At 41.9% G+C, this 11,640-nt stretch carries 13 protein-coding genes; 6 read left to right on the top strand and 7 right to left on the bottom strand.

Translation table 11 applies throughout. The features are described from left to right. Window positions 1-296: hypothetical protein (locus tag IQ246_RS29995; protein ID WP_208492303.1), on the top strand; the 296-nt coding region annotated here is incomplete at its 5' end. A 214-nt stretch (window positions 297-510) separates the two neighbouring features. On the opposite strand, the gene IQ246_RS25750 is transcribed toward IQ246_RS29995, so the two are convergent. The 3 genes from IQ246_RS25750 to IQ246_RS25740 all read right to left on the bottom strand — a co-directional run bounded on the left by IQ246_RS25750 (window position 511) and on the right by IQ246_RS25740 (window position 2,465). Beyond that, window positions 511-1,503 (bottom strand): WD40 repeat domain-containing protein, encoded by a 993-nt coding sequence (locus tag IQ246_RS25750; protein WP_208492304.1) that lies wholly within the window; start codon window positions 1,501-1,503, stop codon window positions 511-513. 143 nt (window positions 1,504-1,646) lie between these two features. Then, window positions 1,647-1,940 (bottom strand): hypothetical protein, encoded by a 294-nt coding sequence (locus IQ246_RS25745; RefSeq protein WP_194006153.1) that lies wholly within the window; start codon window positions 1,938-1,940, stop codon window positions 1,647-1,649. A 354-nt stretch (window positions 1,941-2,294) separates the two neighbouring features. Beyond that, window positions 2,295-2,465: a chlorophyll a/b-binding protein gene (locus IQ246_RS25740; RefSeq protein WP_194006152.1), complete on the bottom strand. Its 171-nt coding sequence runs from the start codon at window positions 2,463-2,465 to the stop codon at window positions 2,295-2,297. Window positions 2,466-2,750: 285 nt separating this feature from the next. Here IQ246_RS25740 and ald point away from each other — a divergent pair, with 285 nt between their 5' ends. The 5 genes from ald to IQ246_RS25715 all read left to right on the top strand — a co-directional run bounded on the left by ald (window position 2,751) and on the right by IQ246_RS25715 (window position 7,011). Then, window positions 2,751-3,842 (top strand): alanine dehydrogenase, encoded by a 1,092-nt coding sequence (ald, locus tag IQ246_RS25735; protein WP_194006155.1) that lies wholly within the window; start codon window positions 2,751-2,753, stop codon window positions 3,840-3,842. A 609-nt stretch (window positions 3,843-4,451) separates the two neighbouring features. After that, window positions 4,452-5,138 (top strand): response regulator transcription factor NblR, encoded by a 687-nt coding sequence (nblR, locus tag IQ246_RS25730; protein ID WP_194006151.1) that lies wholly within the window; start codon window positions 4,452-4,454, stop codon window positions 5,136-5,138. 223 nt (window positions 5,139-5,361) lie between these two features. Then, window positions 5,362-5,892, top strand: coding sequence for a DUF192 domain-containing protein (locus tag IQ246_RS25725; protein ID WP_194006150.1), 531 nt, complete (start codon window positions 5,362-5,364; stop codon window positions 5,890-5,892). A 485-nt stretch (window positions 5,893-6,377) separates the two neighbouring features. Further along, entirely contained in the window at window positions 6,378-6,605 is a 228-nt protein-coding gene (locus tag IQ246_RS25720) for a DUF2949 domain-containing protein (protein WP_162395466.1), read from the top strand. An 82-nt stretch (window positions 6,606-6,687) separates the two neighbouring features. After that, window positions 6,688-7,011 carry a hypothetical protein gene (locus tag IQ246_RS25715; RefSeq protein ID WP_194006149.1) on the top strand — a complete coding sequence of 108 codons (324 nt, stop codon included), beginning with the start codon at window positions 6,688-6,690 and terminating at the stop codon, window positions 7,009-7,011. Window positions 7,012-7,210: 199 nt separating this feature from the next. Here IQ246_RS25715 and IQ246_RS25710 read toward each other — a convergent pair whose 3' ends face one another. The 4 genes from IQ246_RS25710 to lpdA form a co-directional block, all read right to left on the bottom strand. After that, on the bottom strand, window positions 7,211-8,365 hold the full coding sequence (locus tag IQ246_RS25710) for an alanine--glyoxylate aminotransferase family protein (protein WP_194006148.1): 1,155 nt from the start codon (window positions 8,363-8,365) through the stop codon (window positions 7,211-7,213). 273 nt (window positions 8,366-8,638) lie between these two features. Then, the gene (locus tag IQ246_RS25705) at window positions 8,639-8,890 is read right to left on the bottom strand and encodes a DUF5340 domain-containing protein (RefSeq protein ID WP_194006147.1); all 252 of its coding nucleotides are present in this window, start codon (window positions 8,888-8,890) and stop codon (window positions 8,639-8,641) included. Between the two features lie 91 nt (window positions 8,891-8,981). Then, on the bottom strand, window positions 8,982-9,893 hold the full coding sequence (gene trpC, locus IQ246_RS25700; protein ID WP_194006146.1) for an indole-3-glycerol phosphate synthase TrpC: 912 nt from the start codon (window positions 9,891-9,893) through the stop codon (window positions 8,982-8,984). A gap of 99 nt (window positions 9,894-9,992) precedes the next feature. Next, the gene (lpdA, locus tag IQ246_RS25695; protein ID WP_194006145.1) at window positions 9,993-11,423 is read right to left on the bottom strand and encodes a dihydrolipoyl dehydrogenase; all 1,431 of its coding nucleotides are present in this window, start codon (window positions 11,421-11,423) and stop codon (window positions 9,993-9,995) included. Window positions 11,424-11,640 lie beyond the last annotated feature (217 nt).

Here is an 11,640-nt window from a genome sequence, read left to right as displayed (position 1 = left end):
GAGCTACTTTGATTCCAACGAGCGCACTCTACTTTAAGCATCCTCGTTTTGTTCTCTACTACACCTACTTCTTCAGAGTAATATTTCTTCTGGCAAAACTCCAGTTCTCAAGATGGATGAGGTTTAGCTCGACTTTATCCATTTTTTTCGCAACGCGATCGCTATCACTAAAACCTTTGTGTGACGGTAGTTTTACTTTTTTAACTTCATCCATAATCTGTGACGTGGAAAAAGTATTTGCCAAAAAGCCAGGGTTTTTGCCGAACAAAGAAATCCAAGTTTTTAATTTTGGATAAAGTCGAGCTTAGAGGTTGTTTGAAAAGTCTAATTACAAAGCATTGCCAAATAAAGACTGTTGACTCCGACGCTCGTTCTTCGCTATCATGCATCCATTCCCTTATCAACCTACGGCTGCTAACAGGTCATAGATACAATCGTCGCCAACCGCTATCCTTCCCCACCCTATGAATATATTGAGGGTGGGGACTGCCGCGAGATGTTCAATAATATTTATAGACTTCGCCAAATATTAATTATTTGGTCAAATCCACCGCTGGCAAGTGTTCGTCCGTCAGGACTAAAAGCGATCGCACTTACCCAGTCAGTATGTCCGTTTAGTGTATTTATTAACTCACCAGTAGTTAGATTCCATAGCTTAATACCATCTCTGCCAGCACTGGCAAGAATTTGTCCATCGGGGTGGATGGCAACAGCATTCACCCAGTTATTATGTCCTGTGAGGGTACGCACTAGTTTACCACTGTTAATATTCCAAAGTTTAATGGTGCGATCGCGGCTAGCACTAACTAATGTTTCCCCATCTCGTGTAAACGCTACATCGCTAACAGCATTAGAATGGGCGACAAATCCACGAATTAATTTCCCAGTACTTAAGTTCCACAGCTTAACTACACCCTTGTTGTCACCACTAGCCAAGGTCTGTCCATCAGGACTAATAGCTAAGGTGTAGATCAAGTTATCAAAGCGTACTATAGTACCTAGTGGACGCTGCTGTAGCAAATCCCACATCCGAATTCCATCTAGAGCGCCACTGATGAGAACTTTACTATCGGGAGATATTGCTAAAGATAGGACGTTACTAGTATGTCCGACAAAAGAGCGACTAAACTTATTATTTCTTAGGTTCCAAAGGTTAATAGTATTATCACTACTACAGCTAGCAAGGGTTTTACCATCTGGCGAAATTACTAAAGATTCTATAGCTGTTTGATGCGCTCTGCTAATGCTACCTAGTTTTTTGCCTCTTTCTGGATTCCACAGACGAATTACGCCCTCATTTTCTGCACCACCGCTGGCAAGAATTTTGCTATCTGGACTAAAGGCTAAAGATTTAATAGTTCCTTTATGTCCTTGGAGTATGTAAAGTAGTTGAGGATTGACAAAGCTATTGGTGACTTGGGATGGTGTTACTTCAACAGCAGCGTTAGCAGTATTAATATAAAACTCTTTCGATGTCGTAGCCAAAAAGGCAACAGCTGCCATAAATGCCAGGATAATATCCGGGCGAAGTATAAAACCACCCCCACCTCTTCCCTCACTCCTCACTACATTTTCCTCACTTTTAGATATGGTTACGCCAATCAAATTAGCTGAGTCATAACTTAGCACTCATAACTCAGTACTCCCTAAACAGGAGGTTTTTTCTTAGAAACGCTCAGCATTGGTAATGCAGAACTAGAGGAGCGGGAGGGCAAGTAATGTTGCACTACAGGCTCCTCTGGTGTGGGACGACGCTGCTGGATGTGCCACAACTTAAAAACAAGGCTTATCCCTGCTATTCCCAAACCAAAAGCGAATAAAGACCAGCTATCATCAAATCCACCAATTAGGGCATCCACCACGCCCATCGTAATCAGTACACTGATTATTGGTTCTTTCCGGTAGGTTGACTTTAAAAAACGAGGTAATACAGCATTCATCACAGCTTGGTTGGTTCCAATTAACCTTTTGTGTACATTTACCGAGAATACCTCACCCGCAAATTGCCCCTTTAATCAAATGCATAAAGTATTATAATTTTATTCAGTAGGGAAAGAAGTGTAGTAATTACCCCTCTTTAATGTAGTAATTATGGATTCAGGATATTTCAGTCCTTCCCCTGCTTACATTCTACGGCAACATTTTCCGGATAAGTCCAATTAAAACGCCTAAGGCGCAGTACTTCGCTATCAATTACTAAAGTCAAACCAGCTAGGTGTTCCAGCTGGTTCTAACCTTTGGAATTATTAATTAGCTTACAACTTGCACGCCTGTGCTTGCACTTTGTCGTGGCACTACTTTAAACCAAGCCATGATAACACACCTTGATTGGTGACGTATTCAATCACCACCATCAAGGCAAAACCAACCATTGCGGCTCGGCCATTCAAACGCTCTGCATATTCATTAAAGCCAAACTTTGGTTCCTCTAGTTTGGGTGTAATTGTCGGTTGTAGTTGTGTCATTTTTCAGAAACCTCTTTTCCGCAAACGTGATTTGACTGGGATAAGTCTGATTTAATGAAGCCTCCGTTCCCCGCAGGGGTTGCTGTTGGGCGGAGCTTTATTAACAAAATTTAATTAATCTTTATACATTGTATAAATACTGGGGTAATAGTCAAGGGTAGAGTTTGGAGCTACCCAAATAAAGTTGAGAAAATTAAGACAGAGAGTTTAGCTATCCCTAATACAGCTATCCATAATACGAAAGTAGCAAGCTTGAATAAACAAAAAAATTATCAGAGGCGTTACATGGAAATCGGCGTTCCCAAGGAAACCAAGGATCAAGAGTTTCGGGTAGGGTTGAGTCCTTCTAGTGTGCGGGTGCTGCGGGAAAATGGTCATGCCATATTTGTCCAGACATTAGCAGGTAGTGGTGCTGGATTCACAGATGATGACTACAGAAGCGCTGGAGCGGAGATTGTCACCACACCAGAGGTGGCTTGGAATCGGGAGTTAGTTGTCAAAGTCAAAGAACCACTGACAAGCGAGTATAAATTTCTGCAAAAAGAACAGATGTTGTTTACGTATCTGCATCTGGCAGCCGATCGCAAATTGACCGAACATTTAATTGATTGTGGCACTTGTGCGATCGCTTACGAAACTGTAGAACAACCCAGTGCTAACAAACTACCTCTACTCACCCCCATGAGCGTTATTGCTGGTCGGCTAGCAGTACAATTTGGAGCTAGATTCTTAGAACGCCAACAAGGTGGCAGAGGTGTCCTTTTGGGTGGCGTACCTGGAGTGAAACCAGGCAAAGTTGTAATTCTAGGTGGCGGCGTTGTCGGCACAGAAGCAGCTAAAATTGCCGTGGGCATGGGTGCTGTCGTGCAGATTTTAGATGTGAGTGTCGAGCGCTTATCCTACCTAGAAACCCTATTTGGCTCTAGAGTCGAATTGCTTTACAGCAACTCTGCCCATATCGAAGTTGCCATTAAAGAAGCCGATTTGCTCATCGGTGCGGTTTTAGTGCCAGGACGTAGAGCACCAATACTAGTATCCCGTGAATTGGTCAAACAAATGCGTCCTGGTTCTGTAATAGTTGATGTTGCTGTTGATCAAGGCGGTTGTATTGAAACCTTACATGCTACATCTCATACCAATCCGGTATATGTTGAAGAGGGCGTTGTACATTATGGCGTTCCTAATATGCCAGGAGCAGTACCTTGGACGTCAACCCAAGCACTCAACAACAGTACATTACCTTACGTCGTACAGTTAGCAAATTTGGGAATCAAGGCACTGGAAACCAATCCAGTTTTAGCCAAGGGCTTGAATGTACAAAATCATCGTTTAGTGCATCCTGCCGTACAAGAGGTATTCCCTGATTTAGTAAATTAGTTTTACCGAAAACTTGGGTATAAAGCCCCGTCGTTCTACGACGGCTTTTGAAAAACACATTGAGCGATTAACCGATTATAGTCATGAAATTTTCCCAAATTTAGGTAATTGGTTTATTGATATTTTTTGTAGTAAAACAAATGTGATTTGATTTTAATAACAGCATTTATTTAGCTACAAAACATCCCTTACTTACACTGTTTAACTTCAAAGCAGACAACAAGTGTATAGACTCTTTATGCATAGATGAGGGGGAGAAAAAGGGTTGCCATCGGCAACCTTTTTTCTCCCTCTTTAAAATGATTATCATTATTGAAAAATCATCCCTCTTGTTTTTCTTGGAATAATTTATTCTTTGGAAGTCCCCCTTCACTTCCCAATTTGGGATTTCCTTCCAGAATTACTGGTATAGGAATGGTATTTGGAATTAGTTATTAAGATTGCATCGGAGAATTCGATGGCTGATGCCTGAACATGCTAAAAGATCTTATGCAGCGTGTCAAATCAGTATTGCTCCATCACTAAAAGCTCATAATTGCACTTCTAGCTGATGTACAGACTTTACTCCATAACGTCCATACAATCCAAAACCCAACATACCAAATTGTTATGACAGTTGCTCAAAGTCCCTGTGTTTTGGTGATTGAAACTGATGAGAGCCTAGCAAATCAGCTTTGTTTCGATTTGCAAGAAGCCGGCTATGATTCAATTTTGGCTCATGATTCAACGAGCGGTATGCAATACTGCCGCGATCGCCAACCTGCTTTAATTGTTCTAGACCGGATGCTAGCAGGAGAATCAGGACTCACATTGTGCAAAAATATCAGAAGTTCTGGTCTGCGATCGCCTGTACTAGTATTAATGGCAAGGGATACCGTCGATGATCGTGTAGCTTGTTTAGAAGCGGGAGCTGATGATTATATCCTCAAGCCTTACCGCTCAGAAGACTTTTTAAAACTGATTCGCCTTTACCTAAAACCTGATATTGATACCACGGAGCAGTTACGTTTTGGGGATTTAATTTTAGATATAGCAACTCGCCGTGCAATACACAGCGGACGCACAATTGACTTGACAATGAAGGAATTTGAACTATTAAAATTCTTAATGGAACATCCCCGTGAGGTATTAACTCGCGAACAAATTCTAGAAAATGTTTGGGGTTACGACTTTATGGGTGAGTCGAATGTAATTGAAGTGTATATTCGCTACTTGCGCCTGAAAATCGAAGACGAAAGTCAAAAGCGCCTGATTCAAACAGTACGAGGCGTAGGGTACGTGTTAAGAGAATCCTAATATACATATAGATATAGAGACAAGGGTCAAGGGTCAAAAGTTAGAAAGCACAGAGAGCGGCAGATCTGAAAAACTTACTGCAACTCCCCCACTCTTTTAACTACGACAATACTGCAAACTAAATGCATATCAACTTGATCAGGACACGGACGAGTAAAAGACGTAGGTTTTCTGCTGCGATCGCTGTAAAATCGAAATCTAAATTACAAAATCAAAAATTATTATGATTCGTTGGCCAAGCTTGCTCTCGGTGTTATTAGGTGTGTTGCTAATTAGTTGTTCTATGCCGACAACAGCTAAACCTCCCACTTTCACATCTGGTTCTCAAACGCCAGTATTAGAAAGTTTAGGTCAAACACTACAGATTTCTGGTAAAGCCATTGTTCCCAATGGCACAACAATTGAGTTAGAAGTGGCGCGGACGCCAGCACAGCAAGCAAAGGGACTAATGTATCGGCCAGCTTTACCGAATAATCGGGGAATGCTGTTTCTGTTCCCTTCAGCACAATCAGTCAGTTTTTGGATGAAGAATGTACCTGTATCGTTAGATATGGTTTTTCTAAACAAAGGAGTGGTGAAGTATATTCAGGCTTCTGCACCTCCCTGCAAAAGTGAGCCTTGTCCTACTTATGGGCCGAACACACCAATCGATACGGTGATTGAACTTCGGTCTGGGCGAGCCGCCGAATTAAATTTGAAGGTGGGCGATACTATCAAAATTGAGTTTCTAAATTCTGGTGCTTTGCAAAGATAAAAAGCTGGGTGGTTTTTCTGTTCGAGTCTGGACAAACATAAGTAAATAAATTTTTTGTCAAAAAAATCACGTAATGTGGTACAACGTTCAGTTATGAGGCTACTATTTAAAAACTGTGGTAATAATATGAAACCCTAGTATCTTTAAAATGAAATCGCAGTTTTAAGGTTTGGTTGCAAAAATCTTCCTCTGGGCGTACGTGTAAATAGATGCCTATAGAGGAGTACAGGCTATGAAATCTTTGTTACAAGATGTGTAATTAAATAAAGCACTAAAGTAAAAAAGATGAAGCCAATCTGACTTAGATGAAGATCCTACTTGAGAATCGAATACACAAGGGTAACTAAAATTTATATTTATCATACCTCTGTGAAAATACTCTTTTTGAGATAGATAAAGAAGCTCTACTGGGGTGTATATCCAGTAACAGCACAATGACAGATAAAATACTGGCTACTGACTACTGAAAAATAGTGAACTGATATATGACAATACACTCTACACAAGGAGGTGAAATACAAATGTCACCATCAACATATTCTAGACTGATTCATTTTTTGCAAGAAGATTTGGCAATTTCTGCTGCATCGCTAGCGGTGGCACTTCGCCATAGGGAGCAAGACCCAGGGCCTTTGCCAATGATTCTTTGGCAATATGGGTTAATTACTCTAGAGCAGTTAGAACAAATTTATGATTGGCTGGAGACAGTATAGGTATCAAAATTAAAAATAAGAAAACGTAATCGTGCTAGCCTCTTAGTGATCGAATTGATACAAATAAAAGTAAGGGCAGCCTATGAGTAGTTCATATCAATTTTTGATTTTGCGAAAAGTTAAGCCAGTGCGTCGCCCAGAATTGGCTGAGCGTTGGCTTGCGGCTTTCAAAACTTCTCCTAGCAAAGACGCTGCGCTAACAGGAGGTTCCCTCCGTTATACCAACTGGCGTGTAAAGTGGGTTTCCCGACTTAGCAAACTTTTCAATACAGATTTGGGGTTTTGGATTAAAGGTATTGAGAACAAGGCTGTTCCAGGAATTCCAAACAATATTACTTATTTTAATTTGGTATCATTCAAGAAAATTGAGATATGTCACATCCACTCTACCTTGTACAAAATTTGATAGATAGAAAAATTGGCTCTGACAGTTTTTACTCATTTACATATAAATTAAAAGAGCAAGTTAATTCAACTCGCTCTTTTAATTTAGTGCTGACTGCTGAGTTTAAAAATCCTTACTTGTAGCTATAGTCATATATGTTAGGACAGTATTGATTGCTCAGAGCAATGAAGCAACTGGGTTTATACTCAGCAATCGTTACTCAGGACTGACTAAACACTTTAGCTGCTGCTGCTACACCAGATCCAGGGGTGAAGTTTTCGTAGCCAAGTTCTGAGAGTGCAACTTCCAAGGATGCTATGCAGCTAAGGATATCGCGATCGCTCACAAAGCCCAAGTGACCAATGCGGAAAATTTTATTCGACAGATGGTCTTGTCCGCCGGCTAGAGCAATATCAAAGCGCTTTTTCATCAATGACCGAATCTTATCCGATTCAATTCCTTGTGGTGCTACAGCCGTAATCGCTGGACTAGCATTACTATCTGCTGCTAAAAGCGGCAGATTCAAGCCTTTCATGGCGGCGCGGGTAGCATTTTTCAGCCTTTGATGCCGAGCAAATATCGATTCCAAGCCTTCCTCTTTCATGCTTCGCAACGTGCTGTGCAGTGCGAAGATCATATTTATAGGGGGAGTAAATGGCGTTGTATTTTTAGCTGTGGCTTTGCGATATTTACCTAAGTCTAAATAATATTTCGGCAATTTCGCGGTTTTGTAAGCTTCCCAAGCTTTGGGACTGACAGAGACAAAACCCAACCCTGGGGGAATCATATAACCTTTTTGGGAACCAGAAGCAACTACATCTAAGCCCCAGATATCTATGGGTAAATTGAACGCACCCAAACTGGTCACGGCATCAACGATAATTAAAGCTTCACCGTGTTCTTTAACATGGCGGTTAATGCTTTCCAGGTCATTGAGTACTCCCGTTGAAGTCTCACTATGAGTGATGATTACAGCTTTGATTTGCTTTTTTGTATCTGCTTGGAGTTTTTGGGCAAACACCTCTGGATCTAAAGGTTTTCCCCATTCTGTAGTAATTTCTTCTACATTCAAACCATAAGCTTGACCGACTTCTACCCAACGTTCGCCAAACTTCCCGTTAGAGCCAACTAAAATGCGATCGCCTGGAGAAAGGAAATTAATTATACCGGCTTCCACAGCACCTGTGCCGCTGACATTCAGCGTCAGCACATCACTTTGAGTTTGGTGCAGCCATTTCAGGTTTTCTGTTACCTCTGCCAATATGTTGCTAAACTCACTGGTGCGGTGTCCAATGGGGTGCTTGGCTAATGCCAGCAAGGCAGCTTCTGGCACTGGAGTAGGGCCAGGAATCATTAGCATCAGCTTATCGTCCATGTGTGTGTCCTAAAATCAAAATAAAAGTCAAATTAAGAGAGTGTACCAATTTAATGATTAATTTGTATAAGAATTTTAAACTGATAATGAGTATTACTTATTTTACAAGTAGCACATTTGTCAAATTATGACAACCAAAGCAACTTTACCACGTTAGGTTTAGTTGCTGATTGTCAAGTTTAAGACTGAGTAATGATAAGGTATGCTTCTCACAATGGTAAGCAAACCTGACAAGGGTGATAAAGTCGAGGTTAAGATATTAAGCTAGCTGCATCAATCAGGGATGACAACTTTGCCACTGTTATGATGATTGATTGACCAACGATGATCAACCTTCACAGAAGAAAACTGGCAAATTTCTTCCAGTCGCTTTTGTTGGACAGCAGCTTTTCGGAGAGTAATAATTAGTTGATTTACCTGATGCCGTAAATCTGGATTATCACTCACTGCTATCATGGTTTGTCTTTCTAAAAGTTGGAGTATAAGTTCGTAGTGCACAGGTGAAGGTAGAGGAAGCTGCTCCATGAAGTTGAATTGTAATTTCTAAATTGGAATATTGTATTAATCAGAGTTTATCTCTTGCCAATGAATTGTTACATGGGAAATAACAAGTTCATCATTGCTTGGATTCGGCTGGTAATGAAGATTTGGCAAAGAGTTTAGCGATCGCTAATTTAGGATCTGGTTGTTTTACCAAGGACTCTCCAATCAGTACAGCAGATGCACCTGCTGCATCTACCAAACTTAAGTCGTCTGGGTTGTGTAGTCCTGACTCGCTCACAACTAGGATATTCCTCTGTTGTAATTGACTACCCCTTGCGTCCATTAGTTGACAAGTAATTTGTAAGTCAACAGAGAAATCTTCTAGATTCCGATTATTAATTCCCACTAAGGATACGTCATCTAAAGCTAATACACGGTCAAGTTCCGCTAAACTGTGGACTTCAATTAAGGCTGACATTTTCAGATTATTAGCAATTTTGATAAAGTACTGCAAATCTTGATCGCTCAGAATAGCCGCAATCAATAAAACGGCATCTGCACCCTTAACCCGTGCCAAATACATCTGGTAAGGATAAATGACAAAATCCTTGCATAGTAAGGGCAAATCCACAGTGGTGCGAACCAAGGCTAAATTATCAAAGCTACCTTGAAAAAAGTTGGCATCTGTTAATACAGAAAGACAACTAGCACCACCTTGCTGATAGGATAGGGCGATCGCTGCTGGGTCAAAATCTTCGCGTAGAATTCCTTTGCTGGGTGAAGCTTTTTTGACTTCTGCAATTAACGCTGGTTTTGTCTTACCTTGACGCAAAGCCGCGACAAAATCACGAGTTTGTGGTGCAGAGAGTACCTGTTTCTGCAATTCTCGTAAAGGAACCTTTTCCCGCATTTGCTCAACTTCTACTTCTTTATGCCAGACAATTTCCTCCAAAATATTGTTTGGCGCGGCATCAGGTACAGCGGCCTGATAACGTAATATGGACACGGAAATAGCTGGGTTAGGTTGACGGCGACGGATTTGCATAATTTAGTCAAGGGTCAAGGGTTAAGGGTTAAGGGTTAAGGGTCAAGGGTCAAGGGTCAAATACTTTTTGACTATTGACTCTTGACTATGGATTCTTGACTAAGAGACGATCGCTCTTTTATAAGCTTCGTCCAGCACTTCTGAAAGTGTTGGATGAGCGTGAACCAAATGGGTGAGGTTTTGGACAGATTGACGGTTGGCGATCGCTGCTGATGCTTCGTGAATTAAGTCTGAGGCGTGCAGTCCAAAAATGTGGACGCCCAAAACTTCACCTGTATCTTTGCGATACACTACCTTGGCGATGCCGTCGGCTTCGTTTTCTGCCAATGCTTTAGAATTACCTTTGAAGTAACTCTTACTTGTGGCAATTTCAAAACCTTCGGTTTGACCTAAATCCTTAGCTGCTGTTTCCGTTAAGCCCACATAGCTGACTTCTGGATGGGTAAACGCGGCTGCGGGGATACTGCGATAGTCTACTGTCCGTTCCCTACCAACGATATTTTCCACAGCGATGATGCCTTGAGCAGAAGCAGCGTGTGCCAGCATCATTTTGCCATTAGCATCGCCAATTGCCCACAGATGCGGCACTACTTCACCTGCTGACAGCACCGCCATGCGGTCATCAACTGGAACAAAATTCCGCCGATCAACTTCTACACCCACAGACTCCAAACCGAGGTTCTTGGTCGCTGGGATGCGTCCTGTGGCTACTAAGCAAGCATCTACCTCGATGACATCTAGATCTTCTTTAGTTTTGAAATCTGCTAACTCAATAACCACTGGTGAACCGGGGATAACTTTTTTGGCGTATATCCCGACTTTGGTTTCAATATCGCGGGGAGTAATTAGCACCCGTTCAGCAAGTTTGGCAATATCGCGGTCAAATCCCGGCATTAGCTGATCTAGGGCTTCAATCATGGTGATTTCACAACCCAAAGCTGAGTAAATATCGGAAAATTCTAAGCCGATGTAACCACTGCCAATAATTGCTACCCAGTCTGGTAATGACTCTAACTTGACTCCTTGGTCACTGGTAAAGACAGTTTTGCCGTCTACTTCAATTCCCGGTGGAACAAAAGGAATTGAACCAGGGGAAAGGATAATGTCTTTGGCTGTGATGGTTTTCTCACCACCATCACCAGCAACAGTAACTTTCTGTGCTCCAGCGATTTTTCCCCAACCCCTGATGATATCAACTCCCAGACGCTTGAGACTGTTGGTTAAGTCGCCTTGAATTTTCGATACTAGATTGTCAGCATGATTGGCGATCGCTTGGCGATCAAACTCCACACTACCAACCTGAATTCCCAGCGACTTGAGGTGGTGGGCATCGCGTAACTCCCGCACACGTCCAGATGCTGCCAGCAGTGCCTTAGAAGGAATACAGCCTCGATTGACACAAGTTCCTCCCATGTCAGCTGCTTCGATAATCGCCGTTTTCAGACCGCAGCTGACAGCGTGTAGGGCTGCCCCATGTCCGCCTACACCAGCCCCTATAATCACTAAATCGTAATCAAATCCTTGACTCACGTTAGTTTCCCCGTGTGCTTCGCCTATTTATTCTCAACTTGACTAGCAATCAGTGCAACCTTTTTAAGGTTCCGATGTTGCTAACTGAAATTATTATTCACGCTAGCAGGCGAAGAGACTGATATTTTCAGTAATTATAAGATGTGTATGCTAATTTTTTTTAATTGGCATGGGGCATGGGGCATGGGGCATTGGGCATGGGGCATGGGGCATGGGG

The organism is aff. Roholtiella sp. LEGE 12411 (genome assembly GCF_015206995.1).
Classification (GTDB): Bacteria; Cyanobacteriota; Cyanobacteriia; order Cyanobacteriales; family Nostocaceae; genus Komarekiella.
This window is presented reverse-complemented; position numbering and strand designations above follow the sequence as displayed.